This window comes from Streptomyces echinatus, assembly GCF_014203595.1.
Classification (GTDB): Bacteria; Actinomycetota; Actinomycetes; order Streptomycetales; family Streptomycetaceae; genus Streptomyces; species Streptomyces echinatus.
Genome location: NZ_JACHJK010000012.1, coordinates 206,230 through 228,008, shown reverse-complemented (window position 1 = coordinate 228,008; position 21,779 = coordinate 206,230). Strand labels below are relative to the sequence as shown.

The 21,779-nt window shown below is 73.6% G+C and carries 19 protein-coding genes; 4 read left to right on the top strand and 15 right to left on the bottom strand.

Annotated elements, in window-relative coordinates; all coding sequences use genetic code 11:
• Positions 1 to 11: 11 nt before the first annotated feature.
• From FHS34_RS29895 to infC, 9 genes are all read right to left on the bottom strand, one after another.
• The gene (locus FHS34_RS29895; protein WP_184971099.1) at positions 12 to 1,352 is read right to left on the bottom strand and encodes an NsdA family TPR-like regulatory protein; all 1,341 of its coding nucleotides are present in this window, start codon (positions 1,350 to 1,352) and stop codon (positions 12 to 14) included.
• A gap of 165 nt (positions 1,353 to 1,517) precedes the next feature.
• Positions 1,518 to 2,648: a PP2C family protein-serine/threonine phosphatase gene (locus FHS34_RS29890; RefSeq protein ID WP_184971097.1), complete on the bottom strand. Its 1,131-nt coding sequence runs from the start codon at positions 2,646 to 2,648 to the stop codon at positions 1,518 to 1,520.
• Positions 2,649 to 2,895: 247 nt separating this feature from the next.
• Positions 2,896 to 5,418, bottom strand: a complete 2,523-nt coding sequence (gene pheT / locus FHS34_RS29885) for a phenylalanine--tRNA ligase subunit beta (protein ID WP_184971095.1) — start codon at positions 5,416 to 5,418, stop codon at positions 2,896 to 2,898.
• A complete protein-coding gene (gene pheS, locus FHS34_RS29880) occupies positions 5,418 to 6,539 on the bottom strand; it encodes a phenylalanine--tRNA ligase subunit alpha (RefSeq protein ID WP_184971093.1) in 1,122 nt (373 codons plus the stop codon). Before pheS ends, pheT begins: the two co-directional genes overlap by 1 nt.
• Positions 6,540 to 6,694: 155 nt before the next feature.
• Positions 6,695 to 7,828 (bottom strand): sensor histidine kinase, encoded by a 1,134-nt coding sequence (locus FHS34_RS29875; protein ID WP_184971091.1) that lies wholly within the window; start codon positions 7,826 to 7,828, stop codon positions 6,695 to 6,697.
• 50 nt (positions 7,829 to 7,878) lie between these two features.
• The gene (locus tag FHS34_RS29870; RefSeq protein WP_184971297.1) at positions 7,879 to 8,739 is read right to left on the bottom strand and encodes a TrmH family RNA methyltransferase; all 861 of its coding nucleotides are present in this window, start codon (positions 8,737 to 8,739) and stop codon (positions 7,879 to 7,881) included.
• 196 nt (positions 8,740 to 8,935) lie between these two features.
• The gene (rplT, locus tag FHS34_RS29865) at positions 8,936 to 9,319 is read right to left on the bottom strand and encodes a 50S ribosomal protein L20 (RefSeq protein ID WP_019325184.1); all 384 of its coding nucleotides are present in this window, start codon (positions 9,317 to 9,319) and stop codon (positions 8,936 to 8,938) included.
• A 105-nt stretch (positions 9,320 to 9,424) separates the two neighbouring features.
• The gene (gene rpmI, locus FHS34_RS29860) at positions 9,425 to 9,619 is read right to left on the bottom strand and encodes a 50S ribosomal protein L35 (protein ID WP_004933563.1); all 195 of its coding nucleotides are present in this window, start codon (positions 9,617 to 9,619) and stop codon (positions 9,425 to 9,427) included.
• A gap of 111 nt (positions 9,620 to 9,730) precedes the next feature.
• Positions 9,731 to 10,399, bottom strand: coding sequence for a translation initiation factor IF-3 (infC, locus tag FHS34_RS29855; RefSeq protein WP_184971295.1), 669 nt, complete (start codon positions 10,397 to 10,399; stop codon positions 9,731 to 9,733).
• Between the two features lie 374 nt (positions 10,400 to 10,773).
• Between infC and FHS34_RS29850 the strand changes: the two genes are divergently transcribed.
• Positions 10,774 to 11,130 (top strand): DUF1844 domain-containing protein, encoded by a 357-nt coding sequence (locus tag FHS34_RS29850; protein WP_184971082.1) that lies wholly within the window; start codon positions 10,774 to 10,776, stop codon positions 11,128 to 11,130.
• 1 nt (position 11,131) lies between these two features.
• On the opposite strand, the gene FHS34_RS29845 is transcribed toward FHS34_RS29850, so the two are convergent.
• The 3 genes from FHS34_RS29845 to FHS34_RS29835 form a co-directional block, all read right to left on the bottom strand.
• Positions 11,132 to 11,863, bottom strand: a complete 732-nt coding sequence (locus FHS34_RS29845; RefSeq protein ID WP_184971080.1) for an SseB family protein — start codon at positions 11,861 to 11,863, stop codon at positions 11,132 to 11,134.
• A 205-nt stretch (positions 11,864 to 12,068) separates the two neighbouring features.
• Positions 12,069 to 13,259, bottom strand: coding sequence for a type VII secretion-associated serine protease mycosin (gene mycP / locus FHS34_RS29840; RefSeq protein ID WP_184971078.1), 1,191 nt, complete (start codon positions 13,257 to 13,259; stop codon positions 12,069 to 12,071).
• Positions 13,256 to 14,467, bottom strand: a complete 1,212-nt coding sequence (locus tag FHS34_RS29835; protein ID WP_225817671.1) for a hypothetical protein — start codon at positions 14,465 to 14,467, stop codon at positions 13,256 to 13,258. Before FHS34_RS29835 ends, mycP begins: the two co-directional genes overlap by 4 nt.
• An 838-nt stretch (positions 14,468 to 15,305) precedes the next feature.
• On the opposite strand from FHS34_RS29835, the gene FHS34_RS29830 reads away from it, so the two are divergent.
• Positions 15,306 to 16,508 (top strand): amino acid deaminase/aldolase, encoded by a 1,203-nt coding sequence (locus tag FHS34_RS29830; RefSeq protein WP_184971076.1) that lies wholly within the window; start codon positions 15,306 to 15,308, stop codon positions 16,506 to 16,508.
• A 6-nt stretch (positions 16,509 to 16,514) separates the two neighbouring features.
• Here FHS34_RS29830 and FHS34_RS29825 read toward each other — a convergent pair whose 3' ends face one another.
• Genes FHS34_RS29825 through FHS34_RS29815 form a run of 3 tightly spaced genes read right to left on the bottom strand, consistent with a single transcriptional unit; the run spans position 16,515 to position 20,043 of the window.
• Complete coding sequence (locus FHS34_RS29825; RefSeq protein ID WP_184971074.1) at positions 16,515 to 17,297, bottom strand: 3-oxoacyl-ACP reductase; 783 nt, start codon at positions 17,295 to 17,297, stop codon at positions 16,515 to 16,517.
• The gene (locus tag FHS34_RS29820) at positions 17,294 to 18,667 is read right to left on the bottom strand and encodes an aldehyde dehydrogenase family protein (protein ID WP_184971073.1); all 1,374 of its coding nucleotides are present in this window, start codon (positions 18,665 to 18,667) and stop codon (positions 17,294 to 17,296) included. The genes FHS34_RS29825 and FHS34_RS29820 overlap by 4 nt, the downstream gene beginning before the upstream one ends.
• Before the next feature lie 11 nt (positions 18,668 to 18,678).
• Positions 18,679 to 20,043 carry a glutamine synthetase family protein gene (locus tag FHS34_RS29815; RefSeq protein WP_184971071.1) on the bottom strand — a complete coding sequence of 455 codons (1,365 nt, stop codon included), beginning with the start codon at positions 20,041 to 20,043 and terminating at the stop codon, positions 18,679 to 18,681.
• Positions 20,044 to 20,138: 95 nt separating this feature from the next.
• Here FHS34_RS29815 and FHS34_RS29810 point away from each other — a divergent pair, with 95 nt between their 5' ends.
• Together FHS34_RS29810 and FHS34_RS29805 are read left to right on the top strand one after the other, a co-directional pair.
• Complete coding sequence (locus tag FHS34_RS29810) at positions 20,139 to 20,876, top strand: FadR/GntR family transcriptional regulator (RefSeq protein WP_184971069.1); 738 nt, start codon at positions 20,139 to 20,141, stop codon at positions 20,874 to 20,876.
• Between the two features lie 122 nt (positions 20,877 to 20,998).
• The gene (locus tag FHS34_RS29805) at positions 20,999 to 21,685 is read left to right on the top strand and encodes a gamma-glutamyl-gamma-aminobutyrate hydrolase family protein (RefSeq protein ID WP_184971067.1); all 687 of its coding nucleotides are present in this window, start codon (positions 20,999 to 21,001) and stop codon (positions 21,683 to 21,685) included.
• Positions 21,686 to 21,779: the final 94 nt, after the last annotated feature.

The window sequence follows — 21,779 nt, the reverse complement described above, 5'->3', positions numbered from 1 at the left end:
CTACAGTGGGCCTACAGCGGTACGCGCAGCGCCCCGTCGATCAGTTCGGCGGCCTCGGAGGTGCCCGCCGAGCCGCAGCGCGCCAGATGCTCGCGCACCGCGCGGAGTCTGTCGCGCAGCCGCTGGGACTCCATTCCGCGGGCCTGCTCCGCCATCTGCACGGCGGTGGCCACGGCCTGCTCGGCGTTGCCCTGGCGCAGTTCGATGGTGCTGAGCATGGCCAGCCGGTGCACCCGCCCCCGGTCGTGGGCCGGGTTGCCGACGGCCGCCGCGGCGTGCTCGCGGGCGGCGGCGAGTTCCCCCAGGCTGAGCAGCGCCTCGGCCACCTGCACATTGACGAGCCCCGGTTGCACATAGCCGGTCTCGTCCGGCTCGTGGCCCCGCCGGATCCGCTCGGCGGCCGTCTCCGCGCGCCGGATGCAGGACAGCGCGCTGCCGCCGTCACCGAGGTGCGCGTACGCCTTGGCCTGCATCGCGTACAGGTCGGAGGCGAGCGCCGGGGTGATGTGCCGGCCGGCGGCGCGCAGCGCGGCCTCGGCGAAGGCGACGGCCTGCCGGTACTCCCGCATGAACAGCGACTGGTTGACCAGCAGGGCGATCACATAGGCCCCGAGCCCCCGGTCCCCGCTGGCCTTCGCGAGCCGCAGCGCCTGGTGGAAGTAGCGCTGGGCCAGTCCGTGCGCGTCGGAGTCGTAGGCGCAGATCCCCGTGATCGCCACCAACCCGCCGGTCGCCCGGTGCAGTTGACGGCCGGTGGCGTCGGTGTAGCTGCCACGCAGCAGCGGCGCGGCCTCGGCGTTGAGGAACCCGACGATCCGCGTCCGGGTCGCGATCCCGCCGGCCTTCCGGTACATCTGCTCGTAGTGCGCCCGGGCGGCGCGCAGCATCTCGATGTCGGCCGGGGTGACCCGGTGCCGGCCGCCCCGGGAGACATCGACGTCCTCGGGCGGGTTCTCCCACTCCCACACCGGCATCACGGCCGGGGTCCCGGTGACCGCGGGGGCGCCCAGCACATGGGGGCGCTGCTGTTCGTCCGACCGCCACAGCGCGGTGGCCCGCTCCACGAAGCCGGACAGCGAACCGGCGTGCGGCGCACTCGGTTCGCCGGGCACGCCCAGGCCGATGTCGTCCAGCGTGACCGGGCGGCGCAGCCGGGCGGCCAGCACCTCGCAGATCAGGTCGGGCACCTGGCCACGGGGCCGCTGGCCCTTCAACCACCGCGCCACGGCGGTGTGTTCGTACCTCAGACCGAGACCGCGGGCGCGTCCCGCCTGGTTGACGTGGGCGGCGAGACCGGCGTGCGAGATGCCCGCCTCGTCCAGGATGGCGTCGAGCAGAGTGTTGGGCTGCATGGAATGCCCCCCGAGTGGCCTGGTGCGGTCAGCGTAGTGGGAACGCGTTCACACGGGGTGTGAACCGAGTGCCCGTATCCGTGGTGTGCGCGCGCTGTCGCGGAGCGTGCACGTCCGGTTGACTGAGATGCCTCGCAAGAGGCCGGCCAAGCCGCCGGCTCCCCCTCAACAACGGTGGCTTGGCCGGGGCGACAGGGTCTGGCGGTGCGTCATCTGCTGTGGGCGGGTGGTGGCGGCCCGGGTCCGCCCGGCGGAGCGGCAGGCGTCGTCGCCGTCCCGGGTCTCCGGGGAGCCGCGGCGGGACCCCCGGTCGTTCCGCAGGACCAGCATCGCGACGTCGTCCGTGGGCCGGCCCGCCGTGTGGCGCAGCAGAGCCCCGAAGACCCTGCGCAGTACCGCCTGCGGGGACACCGGATGCTCGTGCACCACCGCGCGCAACGTCTCCGGCAGCGAGAAGAACCGCCCCCGGCCGTCCCGGGCGTCCTCCACGCCGTCCGTGAAGAGAACGAGGGACTCCCCCGCGAGCAGCCGGCCGCAGGGCCCGGCCGCGGCATCCGCCGGCAGCGGGAACGGCCCCAGGGGCGGGAGGGGATCCGCGTGCGACAGCGCCTCCACCCGCGTGCCCCGGAGCAGGTACGGCCACGGATGACCGCAGTTGAGGGCACGCACTTCGCCGTCCCGGCCGATCTCCAGGAGCAGGACCGTGACGAACTCCTCGGCGACCGGGTTGTCCGGGTCGGCGGTGCCGTGCGCCGGGTGCTCGGCACGGGCCCGCTCGCGCAGGTGCCGGGCGAGGGCGCGGTCCAGTCTGCGCAGTACACGGCCCAGTTCGGGCTCGTCGTGGGCGGCCTCGCGGAAGCTGCCGAGGAGGGCGGCGACGGTGCCGAGGGCGGCCAGACCGTGTCCCCGTACGTCACCCATCACCACGCGGACCCCGTGCTCGGTGGCGACGGCCTCGTACAGATCGCCGCCGACACACGCGCCCCGGTCGGCGGACAGCTGGGCGGCGGCGACGCCCAGCCCGTCGAGCCGCGGGGGCAGCGGACGCAGGACGACGTTCTGCGCCGCGCGCGCCGCCCGCCGGGCGAGCCGCAGCTCCTGGAGCAGGGCGCGGCGGACATGGAATATGAGGCCGGTGCCCACGGCGAAGAACACCGCGCTGGTGACGATGCGCGCCCCGAGCCCGTCCTGCTGGGCGAGCGGGCAGCCGAACTTGTAGCCGACCGCGGCGGCTCCCCAGACCGTGGACTGTACGGCTGCCCGCCCGGTGGGCGCCCGTGCCTTGATGCGGATCATGCCTCTGGTCCCCCATGTGGGCCTGGCAAAGCAGACGGACCGGCCCCGAAAGGCCGGTCCGATTCTGTCGACGGCATGACCCACCGGGGCCGCAACCCCTCGGATTCCCACCCGAACGAGTGAGGACACCCCGGCCGGCCTGCATTTATGCAGCCAGCGGCAGGGACAGCCGCCCCAGGGGGCGGGGAGCCGCGCGGCCGGCCACGGGCAACCCGTGGCCGGCCGGCGACAGAACCGAAAACGGTGCTCAGCCGCGCAGCACCGCACCCGTCCGCTCACCCGCGAGGGCGACCGCCGCGTCCCGGGCGGCGGACGCCTCGTCCACGGTCAGCGTGCGGTCGGCGGCCCGGAACCGCAGCGCGTAGGCGAGGGACTTGCGGCCCTCACCCAGCTGCTCGGCGTTCTCGTACACGTCGAACAGCCGGATGGACTCCAGCAGCTCCCCGGCCCCCTCACGCAGCGCCGCCTCGACCTCCGCGGCCGGCACCGGCCGGTCGACGACGAGGGCGACGTCCTGCGTGGCGACCGGGAACGTGGAGATGGCCGGAGCCTGGGGGACGCCGTCGCCCGCCGTCTCCAGCGCGTCCAGGTCCAGCTCCATCGCACAGGTGCGCTCGGGCAGCCCCAGGGCCTTCAGGACCCGCGGGTGCAGTTCACCCGCATGGCCCACGACCCGCTCCGTGCCGTCGGCGACGACGACCAGTTCGGCGCAGCGGCCGGGGTGCCAGGGACCGTACTGCCCCTTGCGGACGATCAGTTCGGCCCCGGCCTCACCGGCGACCGTGCGCGCCGCCTCGACGGCGTCGGCCCAGTCCGCCGGGCGGCCCTTGCCCCACCAGCCGGCCTGTTCGCGGGCGCCCGCGAGGACCACGGCGACGTGCCGCGGCTGCTCGGGCAGCGCGGCGTCCAGCGCGGCGATCTCCTCGTCGGTGGGGCGCCGGTCGACGGGCAGGTGCACCGCGGTGCCCCGCTCCGCACGCGGCAGGAAGACCAGGCCGGTCTCGAACAGCGTCAGATCGTGCGAACCCCGGCCGTCGTTGCGGCGCAGGGCATTCAGCAGGCCCGGCAGCAGCGTCGTACGGAGCGCGGGCTCCTCGTCGCTGAGCGGGTTGACCAGCTTCACGACGCGGCGTGCCGGGTCGCCGGCGTCCAGGCCGAGCTGGTCGAAGACCTGCTCGCTGACGAACGGGTAGTTCGGCGCCTCGACGTAGCCCGCACCGGCCAGCGCGCGGCCGACCCTGCGGTGCAGCCGCTGGCGGTGGGTCAGGCCGCGGCCCGAGGGCGGCTTGGGCAGCGTGGAGGGCAGGTTCTCGTAGCCCTCCAGGCGGATGACCTCTTCGGCCAGGTCGTTCGGTTCGGTCAGGTCGGGGCGCCAGGACGGGGCGGTGACGATCAGCTCGTCCTGCCCGTACACGTCGCAGCCGACCTCCTGGAGACGGCGGACGACCGTCTCACGGCCGTAGTCGACGCCCGCGACCTTGTCCGGGTGGCCTGCCGGGAGGGTGATGGTGCGCGGGGCCGAGGGCGCGATGATCTCGGTGACGCCGGCCTCCGCCGTGCCGCCCGCGAGCAGCACCAGCAGGTCCACGGTGCGCTGCGCGGCCGCGGCGGCCGCCTGCGGGTCGACGCCCCGCTCGAAGCGGCGGGACGCCTCGGACAGCAGCTTGTGGCGGCGGGCCGTACGGGCGATGGAGACGGCGTCGAAGTGCGCGGCCTCGATGACCACGTCGGTGGTCCCGTTCACCCCGTCCTCGGTGACCTCGTGGTCGGCGATCTCCGTGTTGGCGCCGCCCATCACGCCCGCGAGGCCGATCGGGCCGCGCTCGTCGGTGATGACGAGGTCCTCGGCGTGCAGCTTGCGCTCGACGCCGTCGAGGGTGACGAGCTTCTCGCCCTCCTCGGCCCGGCGCACGCCGATGGTGCCCTGGACCAGACTGCGGTCGTAGGCGTGCAGGGGCTGGCCCAGCTCCATCATCACGTAGTTCGTGACGTCGACGGCGAGCGAGATCGGGCGCATGCCGACCTTCTGCAGCCGGCGCTGCAGCCAGATCGGGGAACGGGCCTCGGGGCGCAGGCCGGTGATCGTGCGCGCGGTGAAGCGGTCGCAGCCGAACGGGTCGGAGACCTGGACCGGGTAGCCGTAGGCGTTCGGGGCCGGCACGTCGATCAGGGCCGGGTCGCGCAGCGGCAGACCGTAGGCGATGGCGGCCTCGCGGGCGACGCCGCGGATGGACAGGCAGTCGCCGCGGTTGGCGGTGACGGCGATGTCCAGGACCTCGTCGACCAGCTCCAGCAGCTCGATGGCGTCCCGGCCGACCTCGGTCTCCGGCGGCAGCACGATGATCCCGTGGGTGCCGTCGTCGCCCATGCCCAGCTCGTCGGTGGAGCAGATCATGCCGTGGGACGTCTTGCCGTAGGTCTTGCGGGCGGCGATGGAGAACCCGCCGGGGAGCGTGGCGCCGGGGAGGACCACGACGACCTTGTCGCCGACGGCGAAGTTCCGGGCGCCGCAGACGATCTCCTGGGGCTCACCGGTGCCGTTGGCCTGGCCGACGTCGACGGTGCAGAAGCGGATCGGCTTCTTGAAGCCCTCCAGCTCCTCGATGGTCAGCACCTGGCCGACGACCAGCGGGCCCTTGAGGTCGGCGCCGAGCTGTTCGACGGTCTCGACCTCGAGGCCGGCGGAGACGAGCTTCTCCTGGACGTCGCGGCCGGTTTCCGTCGCCGGCAGGTCGACGTACTCCCGCAGCCAAGAAAGCGGGATCCGCATCAGATCTCCATCCCGAACGGCCGGGTGAACCGGACGTCACCCTCGACCATGTCTCGCATGTCTTCGACGTTGTGGCGGAACATCAGCATCCGCTCGATGCCGAACCCGAAGGCGAAGCCGCTGTACTTCTCCGGGTCGACACCGCAGGCCGTGAGCACCCGCGGGTTGACCATGCCGCAGCCGCCCAGCTCGATCCAGCCCTCGCTGGAGCAGGTGCGGCAGGGCCGGTCCGGGTTGCCGACGGACTCGCCCTTGCAGACGTAGCAGAGCATGTCCATCTCGGCGCTCGGCTCGGTGAAGGGGAAGAAGTTCGGCCGCAGCCGGGTCTTCATGCCCTCGCCGAACAGGGACTGGACCATGTGGTCCAGGGTCCCCTTGAGGTCGGCCATGGTCAGGCCCTCGTCCACGGCGAGCAGCTCGACCTGGTGGAAGACGGGGGTGTGGGTCGCGTCCAGCTCGTCGGTGCGGTACACGCGGCCGGGGCAGATCACGTAGACCGGCAGCTCGCGGTCGAGCAGGGAGCGGATCTGGACCGGCGAGGTGTGGGTGCGCAGCACCACACCGGACTCGGTGCCGCCGTCCGGGCCCTGGACGAAGAAGGTGTCGGCCTCGCCGCGGGCCGGGTGGTCCGGGCCGATGTTGAGGGCGTCGAAGTTGAACCACTCGGCCTCGACCTGCGGGCCCTCGGCGACCTCGTAGCCCATGGCCACGAAGATGTCCTCGATGCGCTCCGAGAGCGTGGTGAGGGGGTGGCGGGCTCCGGCCGGGACGCGGTCGTACGGCAGCGTGACGTCGACGTCCTCCTCGACCAGCACGCGGGCGTCCCGCTCGGCCTCCAGCTCGGTCTGACGGCCGGCGAGGGCCTTGTTCACGGCGCCGCGGGCCATGCCGACGCGCTTGCCGGCCTCGGCCTTGGCGTGCGGAGGCAGGGCGCCGATCTCGCGGTTGGCGAGCGCCAGCGGGGAGGCGGGGCCGGTGTGGGCGACCTTGGCCTCGTGCAGCGCGTCGAGGGAGTCCGCGGCGGCGAAGGCGGCGAGCGCCTCGTCCCGCATGCGCTCGATCTCTTCCGGTTTCAACGCCTCGACCTCGACAGGGTCGTACGACTTATTGGGTGCCGACATCTCTTCCCGTGCTTCCGATTGTCCCCCAGCTGACGCTGGGAGGTGCCCCCAGGCGGATGGTCCCCGTCACCGACTCGTGCGGGCCGTGTGCAGGACACAAAGGTGCCAAAGGCCGAGTCTAACGGGGTGGACGTGTACGAAGAGCCCGTGGGCCGTCAGGCGAGATACGCCGGGGCCGCCACGGGCAGGGTAAATCGGAACTCGGCGCCGCCGTCGGGGGCGCGGCCGACCGTGATGGTGCCGCCGTGGGCCTCCACGATGCCTTTGACGATGTACAGCCCGAGACCCGTGCCGCCGCGCTTGCTGCCCCGCCAGAAGCGGGTGAAGACGCGGTTCATGGATTCCTCCGGGATGCCTGGTCCTTCGTCGCTCACCGTGACCGACGTGCCGGTTGCCTCGCCCTCGCGCGGGGACGCGGAGGGCGTGACGTCAATGGTGACGGTTCCCTCGCCGTGCCGCACGGCATTTTCGATGAGGTTGCTGAGCACCTGGTCGATCTTGTCGGGGTCGGCCCACAGGGCGGGCAGCGGCTGTTCGATGCGCAGCAGGAAGCGGCCGGCGCTCTGGCCCGCGGCGACGTAGGCCTGGATGTGCCGGGAGACGGCGGCGCCGATGTCGACGGGCTGGCGGCGCACCTCCAGCCGCCCGGAGTCGATCCGGGAGATGTCCAGCAGCTCGGCGATGAGCCGGGTGACCCGGTCGGCGTCCGCGTCGACGGTCTCCAGCATGAGCCGCTTCTGGTCGTCGGTGAACCGTTCCCACTTGGCCAGCAGGGTCGCGGTGAAGCCCTTCACGGAGGTCAGCGGGGAACGCAGTTCGTGGGCGACGGTCGCGATCAGCTCGGCGTGGCTGCGCTCGGTACGGCGCCGGGCCTCGGTGTCCCGCAGGGAGACGACCACGCACCGCACCGGCCCCAGCGGCTCGTCGCGCACGTAGCGGGCGGAGACGAGGACCTCCCGGCCGCCCGGCAGCAGCAGGTTGCGCTCCGGCTGCCGCACCCGGATGGCGAGTCCGCGGTAGGGGTCGGTGAGCTGCCACCAGCGGCGGCCCTCCAGATCCTCCAAGGGCAGCGCCTTCTCCAGCGGCTGTCCGAGGGCGTCGGCGGGCCGTACGGCGGTGATGCGCGCGGCGGCCGCGTTGAAGCAGGTCACGCGGCCGTGCTCATCGGCGACGACGAGGCCGTCGGGCAGCCCGTCCGGGTCGAGGACCACAGCGTCGCCCGGCCTGGGCGCGGGCGTGCGCCGCGCGTCCCGGCCCTCCGGCGCGGTGCTCGTGCCGGCCACACTCATCCCCGTACCCCACCTCTCAGACGGCGCAGGGCCCCGAGCTCGTCACCCTACTAGCTCTCGGTGACAGAGCGGCACCCTCCGGAGGCGCGCTGTGCACGGGCCGACGCATAGAGACATACGGCGGCGGCCGTGGCGAGGTTCAGGCTCTCGGCCTTGCCGTGGATGGGGACGCGTACGACGGCGTCGGCGAGGGCGCGGGTCTCCTCCGGCAGGCCCCAGGCCTCGTTGCCGAAGACCCAGGCGGTGGGCCCGCCCATGGTGCCCTTGTCCAGCTCCTCGTCCAGGTCGCGGTCGCCCGCGCCGTCGGCGGCGAGGATGCGCACCCCGGCCTCCTTGAGGCCGGCCACGGCCCGCTCGACGGGGACGCCCACGGCGACGGGCAGGTGGAAGTGCGAGCCGACGGAGGCCCGGACGGCCTTGGGGTTGTACAGGTCGACGGAGGCGTCGGTGAGGACCACGGCCTCGGCGCCGGCGGCGTCGGCGCAGCGCAGCACGGTGCCGGCGTTGCCGGGGTCCCGCACATGCGCGAGGACGGCGACCAGGCGGGGCCGGGCGGCGAGGATGTCCTCGAAGGGGGTGTCCAGGAACCGGCAGACGCCGACCAGCCCCTGCGGGGTGACGGTGGTGGAGATCTCGGCGATGACCTCTTCGGAGGCGAGGTGCACGCGGGCGCCCACGTTCCGGGCCTCGCCGATGATGTCGGCGTACCGCTCCGCGGCCTCGACGGTGGCGAACAGCTCGACGAGCGTCGCCTGTCCCCCGGTGCGGTGCCCGGCGGCCTCCCGTACGGCCTGCGGCCCCTCCGCGAGGAACAGCCGGTCCTTGCCCCGGAAGTTGCGCTTGGCGAGCCTGCGGGCGGCGGACACACGGGCGGACCGGGGAGAGATCAGCTCGGGGCTGACGGGGACCATCCTCTGCTTCACCTTCAGGAGAGTTTCGACGTTTCCGACGCCGGTGGGCTGCGGCGCCCCGTGAGGGGCGCGGGGACTGCGCGACCGGCCACCGATCACCTGCGGCCGGACGACGGCCGGGCCGCCGCAACGACAGGACCCGCAAGCCATGCAGCCTGCGGGTCCTCGGTGACGTCGGCTTCGGGCCGGCGCGGCGTCACGCAGCCTTGGGCGCGTTCACGTCGCTCGGCAGCGCCTTCTGCGCGACCTCGACGAGCGCCGCGAAGGCACCCGCGTCGTTCACGGCGAGCTCGGCCAGGATCTTGCGGTCGACCTCGATGTTCGCGGCCTTCAGACCCTGGATGAAGCGGTTGTAGGTGATGCCGTTGGCGCGGGCAGCGGCGTTGATGCGCTGGATCCACAGCTGACGGAAGTCGCCCTTGCGCTTCTTGCGGTCGTTGTAGTTGTAGACCAGCGAGTGGGTGACCTGCTCCTTGGCCTTGCGGTACAGGCGCGAACGCTGACCGCGGTAGCCGGAGGCCTGCTCGAGGATCGCCCGGCGCTTCTTGTGGGCGTTGACTGCCCGCTTGACGCGTGCCACTTGTTAACTCCTTGTAGCGGGGTCGTGGGGGTGCTCACACGACCCGGAAACGACTGGGTCCCGGTCCTGACGTGAGGCGCTCGGCGAATGGTGAGCGCCGGTGCGTCACTTGCCGAGAAGCTTCTTGATCTTCGCGGCGTCGCCCGGGGCCATCTCGGCGTTGCCGGTGAGGCGACGCGTGACGCGGGACGACTTGTGCTCGAGCAGGTGGCGCTTGCCGGCGCGCTCGCGGAGCACCTTGCCGGAGCCGGTGACCTTGAAGCGCTTGCTGGCACCGCTGTGCGACTTGTTCTTCGGCATAGCGCCGTTCTCTCCTCGTCGGTGGCGCTCCGGTGCCCGGTCGTGAAACCGGGCACGGTGGAGCGTCGCTCTTGTTTCGGTTACATCCTCGGGGACACGTGTCCCCCGGGATCACGCCTCGGCAGGCTCCTCGGACGGCGCCTCAGCCTCGGCAGGCTCCTCGGACGGCGCCTCAGCCTCGGCAGGGTTCTGCGACTTGCCGGGGTTCGCCTTCGCGTCGGCCTTGCGGGCCTCCTGCGCCTGACGGGCCTCGGCCATCGCCTCGGTCTTCTTCTTGTGCGGACCGAGGACCATGATCATGTTTCGGCCGTCCTGCTTCGGGTTCGACTCCACGAAACCGAGGTCCTGGACGTCCTCCGCGAGGCGCTGCAGCAGTCGGTAGCCCAGCTCGGGGCGGGACTGCTCACGGCCACGGAACATGATCGTGATCTTGACCTTGTCGCCCTGCTTGAGGAACCGGACGACGTGACCCTTTTTGGTGTCATAGTCGTGCGGGTCGATCTTCGGCCGGAGCTTCATCTCCTTGATGACCGTGTGCGCCTGGTTCTTGCGCGCCTCACGGGCCTTCATGGCCGACTCGTACTTGAACTTCCCGTAGTCCATGAGCTTGCACACGGGCGGACGGGCGTTCGCCGCGACCTCGACCAGGTCCAGGTCGTACTCCTGCGCAAGCTCCAGTGCCTTAGCGAGCGGGACGATGCCCACCTGCTCGCCACTGGGACCGACAAGTCGCACCTCGGGAACGCGAATCCGGTCGTTGATGCGGGGCTCGGCGCTGATGGATCCTCCTCGGTAGCACCACGCGACGGTCTGGCGGACAGCCGCGTACTGTCTTGTTCGTTAGACCTAACCGCGCCGAAGCAGCAAAAATGCCCCGGACGATCACAGGCGGGGCTCCAAACACTTCCGGAGCACCGCCGCGATGTCGCGGGGCGCACTTTCGGGCGACTCCATCGTCCGTACGGAACGATGGTGGCCGCCTGACCGGGTGACCCGCCGTCCCGGAGGGCGGTCGGGTGGGAGATCGGAGCCTCCACTTGTGGGCCGGACACATGGTGTCCAGCCGGTCGTCCACCAGATTAGCAGGATCGCTTGACAAGGCCTAATCGAGGGACGCGCGAATGCGTCACCGGTCACCGCTTATCGTGTGGGACATGAGTGACACCCCTCCTGAGTCCCCCGACTTCGACGCGATGACCCGGGACATCGCCGAGGTCCCCGCCGTCGAGGTGATCGTGACGGTCGCCGTCAACCTGATGAGCGCCGCCGCCGTGAAGCTCGGGCTGAGCGAGGAGGGCGAGAAGTACAAGGACCTGGACGAGGCCCGGAAGCTGATCAGCGCCCTCGCCGGCCTGCTGGACGCGAGCGCGACCGAGGTCAGTTCCTTCCACGCGGCACCGCTGCGCGACGGCCTGAAGTCGCTGCAGCTGGCGTTCCGCGAGGCCTCGATCGTCCCGGACGAGCCGGGCCAGGGCCCCGGTGAGAAGTACACCGGGCCCGTCTACAGCTGATCTATTCCTTCACGTACAGGGGCTCGCCCGGTGGCGTGGTCCCGGCCGGCAGCAGTGCCAGGTCGAGGCCGCGCACCAGGCGGGCCCTCAGTGTTTCGTCGGCCGCGAGGCGCTCGGCGACCGCACGGGCGGCCTCGGCGGGCGGCACGGCCGGGTCGAGGACGAGGGCGAGGGTGCCGTCGGCCTGTCCCGGCCCGAGGTGGGCGCGGAGCACGGCGGGCTCCCCGGCCACCGCCGCGCGGACGGCCTCCACCACGGCGGGGTCGGCGAGCGGGTCGATGCTGGTGCGGCCCTCGGCGAGGGCGAGCAGCGCCGGGCCGGTCAGTTCGAACGGCACCGGGCCGGCGAGGTCGAGCACGACCGTGTCGGCCTTCTCGTGCGCGGCGGCCTGCAGCGCCTGGTGCAGCGGTACGGCGACCGGCCGGGCCTCGGGGTCCCAGCGGGCGAGGGAGCCGGTGGAGGTGAAGGCGGGCAGCGCGGTGCGGTGGCCGGCCTTCAGGGTGGGTACGGCCATGTCGCTGGTCTTCTCGCGGCGCAGCCCGTTCTCGTCCTCCTCGACCTCGCCGAGCACGGCGACGACGGGGACCAGCAGGCGGGCGCCCTTCAGCGCCTCCAGCACGGGGCCGAGGGCGCTGCGGTCCTCGGCCCAGGCGGCGAGCGCCGCGCTCAGCCGGGGGTCGGCGGAGCCGTCGTCGTCGGAGAAGCCGGGGTCGGGAATGTTCTTGTTCGCCACGGTCACCGACCCTATAGGCACGCCCCCGCCCACCCGCACGGGAGCCCGCGGCCGTCCACGCGGGGGCCTGCGGCCGTCCACGCGACGGTCCTCGGCCGTCCGCACGGGAGTCCTCGATCGTCCGCGCGAGGGCCGGGCCGACCGGGCTCGCGCATCGCCGGACAGCGGGACGCGGGCCGGACCACCGGGTGGCGGACGGCGGGGCTCAGGCCCGCCTTCTGCGGCCGCGCCAGAGGAGCACCCCGGCCACCGCGAGGACGACGCCCGCGCCGCCGGCGAGCGGGGCCGCCCAGTCGGCGGCGCCGCCAGTGGCCCCGGTGGCGTCCGGGCCGGCGCCGAAGTACTTCCCGCCGTACGCCGCGGGACGCAGCGGGCCCTGGGGCTTGAGACGGGCGGCGGCCTTCAGGGCCGCCGCCGGGTCGATCATGCCGAAGCCCCGGGAGTCGTCCCGGCCGCCCACCGGAGCGTCCCGGGCGCTGTCCTCCAGGAGCTTCTTGATCTGGGCCGGGGCCAGTCCGGGGTGGGCCGACCTGATCAGGGCCGCCGCGCCGGAGACGAAGGCGGAGGCGGCGCTGGTGCCCCAGCCCGCGTAGTACTTGTGGTCGGGGTCGGCGATGACGACGTCGACGCCGGGCGCGCTGACGGCCGCGTACCAGCGGCGGGTGGAGAAGGCGGCGCGGGTGCCGTACTTGTCGACGGCGGTCACGGCGATGACGCCCGGGTAGGCGGCCGGGTAGGAGACGTGGTCGCCCTTGTCACCGCCGTTGCCCGCGGAGGCGACGACGACCACGCCCTTGTCGAGGGCGTACTGCACGGCCTCGTCCTCGCCGGGCTCCGGATGGGCCGAGTTCGAGTCGTCGCCCAGGGAGAGGTTGATGACGTCGGCGCCGTGGTCGGCGGCCCAGCGGATGCCGTCGGCGAGGGCGTTGCCGCGGGTGGTGCGGGCCTTGGCGCGGGCGGGGTCGCCGTCCTCCAGGATCACCCGGACCGGCAGGATCTTCGCCTCGGGGGCCACGCCCATGACGCCGTCGGTGCCGCCGGATCCGTGGCCGTGTCCGGCGATGATGCCCGCCATGGCGGTGCCGTGCCGGGCCCAGGTGCGGTCGCCGGGGCCCGCACCGAAGCCGATCATGTCCTTGGCGGGCAGGACGTTGCCCGCGAGGTCCGGGTGATCGGTCTCCACGCCGGTGTCGAGGACGGCGACGGTGATGCCCCGGCCCTTGGTGGTCCCCCAGGCTTCGTCGAGGTGCAGGGCGGACAGACCCCACTGCTGGCCGCGGAGGCCGTCGGCGTGGGCCGCGGTGACGGGCAGCAGGGCGAGGGAGCCGGCGAGCAGCAGGCTCACGGCCGCCGCGGGCGCGGCCGCCCGGCGGCGGCCCCGCGTCGATCGCGTCATGAGGACTTCTCCGTGGCCGTGCCGACGGTCTTGCGCAGGCGCCGTTCGACGCGGTCGGCCAGGCCCTGGGCCTCGTTGCCGAGGCCGGCCTGGGCGGGCGCGGTGGTGGCGCCGGAGCGGACGGCGTCCGCGGCGGGCTGGGGCGAGTCGACGCCGCGGCCGTCGGCCCAGCCGGAGACGGCGAAGGCGACGACGGGGGCGTCGGCGAGGACGGAGATGGTCCAGGAGGCCCGTTGCGTGTCGCCGAACCCGGCGGCGGCGGTGCCGGGGGCGGCGTACGGCCGGGGCATCAGGTCGGCGCGCCGGTCCAGGTGTTCGTCGCGGAAGCGGGCGGCGAGCGCGGACATGGCGGCGGGGTCGGCCTTGGTGAACAGCAGCCCGACGGTGGTGACGTAGCTCTGGGTGGCGTCGGTGTAGGTGGCGCGCAGCAGCCGCCGGCAGCCGACCGGGGCGAGGGCCGTGCGCAGGAGCGGGTCGAAGGCGTGGGCGCATCCGGTGTCCGGGGCCACGGCGATCCGGGTCCAGCTGCGGTCGGCGCCGCCGGGGCCGGCGCCCGTGCCCTGGACGGTGGGCGGGAACAGTTCGTCCACGGGCACGCTGTGCCAGAGCGTGCCGGCGGTGCTGTACGCGTTCCCGGCGCCGCCTTCCTCGCCGGTACCGGTGAGCCAACTGCCGGTCAGGGCGCCGCCGATGAGGCCGAGTCCGAGGACGAGGCAGGCGGCGGCAGCGGCGGTGCGCGGCCCCACCCGGAGGCGGGTGCGCCCGCCGGACAGCTCGGGCTCCGCGAATGACACGACGGGCCGCCCGGCCGGGCCGGCGCTCCAGGAGTGGGCCGGGTCGGGCACGACGCGGCTCATGGGGCGGGCGGGCGCCGTGGGGTGAGCGGGCGCGGTCGGATGGGCCGCTGCCGAAAACCGCGGGGCGCCGGGCGGACGGCTGAACTGCGACGCCGACGCCGACGCCGACGCCGACTCCGCCTCCGCCTGCGGCTGCGGCTGCGGCTGCGGCTGCGGCTGCGGCGAGCGGATCGGGCGCAGCCGTGCCGTCGTCTCCGACGCGGTCTCCGCCGGGGCGCCCTGCTTGCGGGGTTCGCGACCGGGCCGGAGCCGGGCCGTCGTCCTCCCGGCCGCCTCCGCCGGGGGCGCGTCGGGGAACCGGGCCGAGGCGGGGGGCGGGGGCGGGCTCACGGGGTCGGCGGCCCCGGGCACGACGGGATGCCGGAACGCGGGCCGTCGCCGCCCCTGACCGGCGCCGTTCACGGGCCCGGGCCGGTCGGCGGATGCGGTCCCGGAACGGTCCGCGGATGCGAGCCCGGAACGGTCGGCGGTCGCGGGCCGGTCGGCGGGTGTGGTGTGCCCCGGCCCCCGCGTCGCACCACCTGCTCCGGCACTCCCGGCACGACCGGGCACGCTCGCCGGCGATCGGGTGTCCCGGGGGGTGAACACCGACGGCTCTTCGTCGGGGTCACCGGCCGGTGTCCGGTCACTCGTCCGGGTGGTCGCGGAGTGGCCCGGCGGGCGCTGGGGCGGAGGTCCCGGAGGCGTGCTCCGCGGTGCGGTCTCACCGCCGGTACCGGCGGTCCCCCCGGGGGAAGCCGACGGGCGCGGCGGGACGGAGGCGTGCGGCCGGCCGGGCGGAGCCGAAGGACGGGGCGGGACGGAAGCGTGCGGCCGGCCGGAAGCTTCGGACTGGCCGGGGGGAGCCGACGGACGGGGCGGGGCGGGGGGAGCGGGCGGGCGGGGCGGGACCGGGGCGTGCCGCGCTTCCGTGCTCATGCACCCCCCCGTTTCCTCGTGCCCGGGCCGCTTCCTCGCACGCGGGCCGTCCTGCCGCTCGGCCGCGCCCGGCGCACAAGCCGTCCCGGGCACGCATACCCGTACGGCTGGACCGGCATCCCGGTTCACCTGGTGCGCCGGTGCGTTCCGCCGTACGTGCGCGTCACTCTACGGCTTGTCGGGGGCCGGGACGGAACCGGTCCACGAGCCCGGGGCATCTGCCCGGAACGTCCCCCTACCCTGCGGTAATCCTGTCTGGCAGGCTTCCGTCATGACTGCGCCTGCCGCCGATCGGGCCCGTTACGACCGGGCCACCGCCCATCTCGACGCCCCGCTCGCGATCGTGGATCTCGACGCGTTCGACGCCAACGCGGCCGACCTGGTGCGCCGTGCCGCCGGCAAGCCGGTCCGGGTCGCCAGCAAGTCGGTGCGCTGCCGGGCCCTGCTGGAACGGGTCCTGGCCCGGGACGGCTTCCAGGGCATCATGTCGTTCACCCTGGCCGAGTCGCTGTGGCTCGCGCGGTCCGGGTTCGACGACATCCTGCTGGCCTATCCGTCGGCCGACCGGACCGGGTTCGCGGAGCTCGCCGCGGATCCCAAGCTCGCCGGGGCCGTCACCGTGATGGTGGACGACCCGGCACAGCTGGACCTCATCGACGCCGCCCGCGGTGGCGGGCGCGAAGTGGTGCGGGTCTGCCTGGAGTTGGACACCTCGCTGAAGGTGCTGGGCGGCCGGGTGCGGGTGGGCGCCCGCCGCTCGCCGCTGCACTCCCCCGCCCAGCTGGCCGAGCTGGCCCGGTCGGTGGCCCGGCGGCCGGGCTTCCGGCTGGTGGGGATCATGGCGTACGAGGGACACATCGCCGGGGTCGGGGACACGGTCGCCGGCCGGCCCCTGCGGTCCCGGGCGATCCGGCTGATGCAGGCCGCCGCCCGCCGGGAGCTGGCCGGGCGCCGGGCCGCGGTCGTCCGGGCGGTGCGGGCCGTCGTGCCGGACCTGGAGTTCGTGAACGGCGGCGGCACCGGCAGTGTGCAGCACACCGCCGCCGAGGACGCGGTGACCGAGATCGCGGCCGGCTCGGGGCTGTACGTGCCGCGCCTGTTCGACAACTACGCGTCCTTCACCGGCCGTCCGGCCGCCCTGTTCGCGCAGCCGGTGGTCCGGCGCCCCGGGGTGGGCGCCGTCACCGTGCTCGGCGGCGGTTACCCGGCCTCCGGCGTCGCCGGCCCCGACCGGCTGCCGGTGCCGTATCTGCCGGAGGGGCTGCGGTACGACCCGCAGGAGGGCCCCGGGGAGGTGCAGACCCCGCTGCTGGGTTCGCCCGCCGACGACCTGCTCATCGGCGACCGGGTGTGGTTCCGGCACGCCAAGGCGGGTGAGCTGTGCGAGCGGTTCGCGGCGCTGCACCTCGTCCGGGGCGACGAGGTGACGGCGACCGTGCCGACCTACCGGGGTGAGGGGCACACGTTCCTGTGAGGCTCCCTACAGGGGCGTGACGTACGCGCCGGCGATCCCGCCGTCCACCAGGAAGTCGGTGGCGTTGACGAAGGAGGAGTCGTCGCTGGCCAGGAAGGCGACGGCGGCGGCGATCTCCTCGGCCTCGGCGAACCGGCCCACCGGGATGTGCACCAGGCGGCGCGCGGCCCGCTCCGGGTCCTTGGCGAACAGCTCCTGGAGCAGCGGGGTGTTGACCGGGCCGGGGCACAGGGCGTTGACCCGGATGCCCTCGCGGGCGAACTGCACGCCCAGCTCGCGGGACATGGCGAGGACCCCGCCCTTGGAGGCGGTGTAGGAGATCTGGGAGGTGGCCGCGCCCATCCGGGCCACGAAGGACGCCGTGTTGATGATGGAGCCCTTGCCCTGGCGGCGCATGTAGGGGATGGCGGCCTTGCAGCACAGGTAGACGGAGGTGAGGTTGACCTCCTGGACGCGCTTCCAGGCCTCCAGGCCCGTCTCCAGGATGGAGTCGTCGTCGGGCGGGGAGATGCCGGCGTTGTTGAAGGCGATGTCGACGCTGCCGTAGGTGTCGTGGGCCGCCTTGAACAGCGCCTCGACCTGCTCGGGGTCGGTGACGTCGACCTTCACGAAGAGTCCGCCGACCTCGTCGGCGGCGGCCTTGCCGCGGGTCTCGTCGACGTCCGCGCAGACGACGTGGGCTCCCTCGGAGGCGAGCCGGCGGGCGGTGGCGAGTCCGATGCCGCTGCCGGCTCCGGTCACGACGGCGGTACGGCCGGCCAGGCGGCGGCAAACGATGTTGTCGGTCACTGTGCGGGGCCCTCCGTGCTGATGAAGACGTTCTTGGTCTGGGTGAAGGCGGTCAGGGCGTCGGGGCCGAGTTCGCGGCCGAGGCCGGACTGCTTGTAGCCGCCGAACGGGGTCCAGTAGCGGACGCTGGAGTGGGAGTTGACGGACAGGTTGCCCGCGCGGACGGCCTGCGAGACGCGCAGGGCGCGGCCCACGTCCCGGGTCCAGATGGAGCCGGAGAGACCGTAGGGGGTGTCGTCGGCGAGACGGACGGCGTCCTGCTCGTCGGTGAAGGGCAGGAGGACGGCGACCGGGCCGAAGATCTCCTCGGTGGCCGCCGGGCCGTCCGGCCGTTCCCCGGTGAGGACGGTCGGCGGGAACCAGAAGCCGGGCCCGTCGGGGGCGGTGCCGCGCAGGGCGGGGGCGTCCTCGGGGACGTAGGACCGTACGCGGTCCAGTTGCTGCCGGGAGATCAGCGGGCCCATCCGGGTCTTCTCGTCGGCGGGATCGCCCACGACGACGGCGGCGAGCGCGTCGGCGAGGAAGTCCCGGGCCTGCTCGAAGACCGGCTCCTGGACCAGGATGCGGGTGCGGGCGCAGCAGTCCTGGCCGGAGTTGTCCAGGAAGGAGAAGGGGTCGAGGGCGGCTTCGAGGTCGGCGTCGGCGAAGACGATGTTGGGGCTCTTGCCGCCGAGTTCGAGGGTGACCGGCTTGACCAGGCGGGCGCAGCGCTCCATGACCTCGCGGCCGGTGCGGGTGGAGCCGGTGAACACGATCTTGGCGACGTCCGGATGGTCCACCAGGGCGCGTCCGGCGGTGGCGCCGTAGCCGGGCAGCACCTGGAAGAGGTGCTCCGGCAGGCCCGCGTCCAGGGCGAGTTCGGCGAGGCGGAGCGCGGTGAGCGGGGTGGTCTCGGCGGGTTTGAGGACGACCGCGTTGCCCGCGGCGAGCGCCGGGAAGGAGCCCCAGGCGGCGATCGGCATCGGGAAGTTCCAGGGGGCGATCACGCCGATCACGCCCAGGGGCTCCTGGAAGGTGACGTTCCAGCCGCCGGGGGCCGGGATCTGGCTGCCGAGCAGGCGTTCGGCTCCGCCGGCCGCGTAGAGGAGCAGGTCGCGGGCGTTGCCGGCCTCCCAGCGGGCGTTGCCCACGGTGTGACCGGCCTCGCGGACCTCCAGCTGGGCGAGTTCCTCGGTGTGGGCGTCGACGGCGTCCGCGAAGCGGCGGAGCAGCCGGGCCCGGTCGGCGGGGGCGACGGCGGCCCAGGTCCGCTGGGCCCGTACGGCCCGTACGACGGCGGCGGCGACGTCCTCCTCGCTCGCGGCGGGGACGGTGGCGACGACCTCTTCCGTGGCGGGGTTGAGTACGCGGAGTTCGTGCGGGTCAGTCAAGGGACGGCCTTTCACAGGCGTTCGAAGGAGCGGCGCAGCTCCCAGTCGGTGACCGCGGCGTCGAAGGTCTCCAGCTCGACGCGTGCCATGTTGCGGTAGTGCGCGACGACCTCGTCGCCGAAGGCGGCCCGGGCGATGGGGCTGTTCTCCCAGAGTTCGGCGGCTTCGCGGAGGGTGGTCGGTACGTGCTCGAAGCCGGCGGTGTAGGCATTGCCGGGGCAGGGGTCGGGCAGTTCGAGTTTCTGCTCCACGCCGTACAGTCCGGCCGCGACCAGGCCCGCCACCGCCAGGTACGGGTTGACGTCTCCGCCGGGGAGGCGGTTCTCGAAGCGCAGGGAGCGGCCGTGGCCGACCACCCGTAGCGCGCAGGTGCGGTTGTCGTGACCCCAGGCGACGGCGGTGGGCGCGAAGGAGCCGGGCTGGAACCGCTTGTAGGAGTTGATGTTGGGGGCGTAGAGGAGGGAGAAGTCCCGGAGTGCGGCGAGCTGTCCGGCGAGGAAGTGCCGCATGATCTCGGACATGCCCCCGTCGCCGTCGCCCGCCATGGCGTTGGTGCCGTCGGCGTCGGCGAGCGAGAGGTGGATGTGGCAGGAGTTGCCCTCGCGCTCGTTGTACTTGGCCATGAAGGTGATGGAGACGCCCTCCTGGGCGGCGATCTCCTTGGCACCGGTCTTGTACAGCGCGTGCTGGTCGCAGGTGGTGAGGGCCTCGTCGTAGCGGAAGGCGATCTCGTGCTGGCCGGGGTTGCACTCGCCCTTGGCGGACTCGACGGTGAGGCCGGCGCCGGCCATGTCGTTGCGCAGGCGGCGCAGCAGGGGCTCGATGCGGCCGGTGCCGAGGATGGAGTAGTCGATGTTGTACTGGTTGGCGGGGGTCAGGCCGCGGTAGCCCGCGTCCCAGGCCTGTTCGTAGCTGTCCTTGAAGACGATGAACTCCAGCTCGGTGCCGACCTGGGCGGTGAGGCCGAGGGCGGCGAGCCGGTCGAGCTGGTGGCGCAGGATCTGGCGGGGGGCGGCGACGACCGGGGTGCCGTCGCTCCAGGCGAGGTCGGCGACGAGCAGGGCGGTGCCGGGGTGCCAGGGGACGCGGCGCAGGGTGGCGACGTCGGGGTGCATGGCGAAGTCGCCGTAGCCGCGCTCCCAGGAGGACATCGCGTAGCCGTCGACGGTGTTCATCTCGGTGTCCACGGCGAGGAGGTAGTTGCAGCCCTCGGTGCCGTGGTGCAGTACCTCGTCGAGGAAGAAGCGGGCGGCGAACCGCTTGCCCTGCAGCCGCCCTTGCATGTCGGGGAAGGCCAGGACGACAGTGTCGATCTCACCGCTCGCGACGAGGGCGTGCAATTCCTCGACACTGAGCGGGGGTGTGCGGTCTGCCACGGGAGATCCTCCTTCGGCGCCATCGCGCTTTTTCGGCCGGGCCGGGAGCCATAAGGTATTGCGGAGAACCATTGCTTGGGAAGGGGGTACGGCGGATGTCGCACGAGACGGAGTGGCAGGGGGTGGGCGACCGGCTCGCCCCGGTGCTGCGGCCGGTGCGGGCCGGCAACGGCTTCGAGGAGGCGCTGGAACAGATCCTGCAGGTCGTCCGGCTGGGGCTGGTGCCCGGCGGCGAGCGGCTGCCGGCCGAGCGGGAGCTGGCGGAGCGGCTCGGGATCAGCCGGGTGACGCTGCGCGAGGTGCTGAAGGTGCTCCAGGACCAGGGGCTGGTGGAGGCGCGGCGCGGGCGGTACGGCGGAACGTTCGTGCTGCCGCGCCCGGACGCGGGCGGCGAGGACGAGCTGCGGCGCCGGATCGCCGAGGTCGACGTCGAGGACGTGCTGCGCTTCCGCGAGGTGCTGGAGGTGGGCGCGGCCGGGCTGTGCGCGGCGCACGGGCTGGACGGGGAGCGGGCGGAGCGGCTGCGGGAGGCCCTGGACCGCACCCACGAGGCGCCGCTGGCGGACTACCGGCGGGCCGACACGCTGCTGCACCTGACGCTGGCCGAGCTGTGCGGCTCGCCGTCGCTGACCGCGCAGTACGCGGCGGTCCGGGCGACGGTCAACGACCTGCTGGACTGCATCCCGCTGCTGGTGCGCAACCTGGAGCACTCCCAGCGGCAGCACACCGCGCTGGTGGAGGCGGTGCTGGAGGGGGACGCGGACGGGGCGCGGGAGATGATGCGCGAGCACTGCGCGGGGACGGCGGCCCTGCTGCGGGGCTTCCTGACCTGACCGGGATCTGCAAAGGTTTGACTGAAAAGGTTTGACCGCGAACCTTTGCAGGGGGCGTCTTGAGGCGGTCCCCGGAAGCGAGCACCGTGGAGCGGGCAGCTCCGGAAGCCAGGGAGGGCAGCATGACCGTACGGCCGCTGATCGGCGTGAGCACGTATCTGGAGTCCGGGGCGCGCTGGGGCGTGTGGGAGCTGGAGGCGGTGCTGGTGCCGGCCGGCTATCCGCGGCTGGTGCAGCGGGCCGGCGGGCTGGCGTGCCTGCTGCCGCCGGACGGCCCGGGGCGGGCCGCCGAGGCGGTGGCCCGGCTGGACGGGCTGGTCATCGCCGGGGGCCCGGACGTCGACCCGGCCCGGTACGGTGCCGAGCGCTCCCCGCGCACGGGGCCGCCCGCGCCGGAGCGGGACGCCTGGGAGCTGGCGCTGATCGAGGCGGCGCTGACGGCCGGCCTGCCCCTGCTCGGCGTCTGCCGGGGCATGCAGCTGCTGAACGTCGCCCTCGGCGGCACGCTCGTCCAGCACCTGGACGGGCACGCGGAGGTGGTCGGCGTGTTCGGCGGGCACCCGGTGAAGCCGGTACCGGGGACGCTGTACGGCGGCATCGTCCCGGAGGAGCTGACCGTGCCGACGTATCACCATCAGGCGGTGGAGCGGCTCGGCGAGGGACTCGTGCCGTCGGCCTACGCGGCGGACGGGACCGTGGAGGCCGTGGAGCTGCCGTCGGACCGGGGCTGGGTGCTGGGTGTGCAGTGGCATCCCGAGATGGGCGAGGACCTGCGGGTCATGCGGGCCCTGATCACAGCCGCCTCCTGAGCGGGGCCGGCCGTCGCCGGGTGCGGAGGCTTTGGGGCCGGGGGTGCGGACCGTTGTCGGGTGCGGGTCCTGGGTGGCTGGGCGCGCAGTTCCC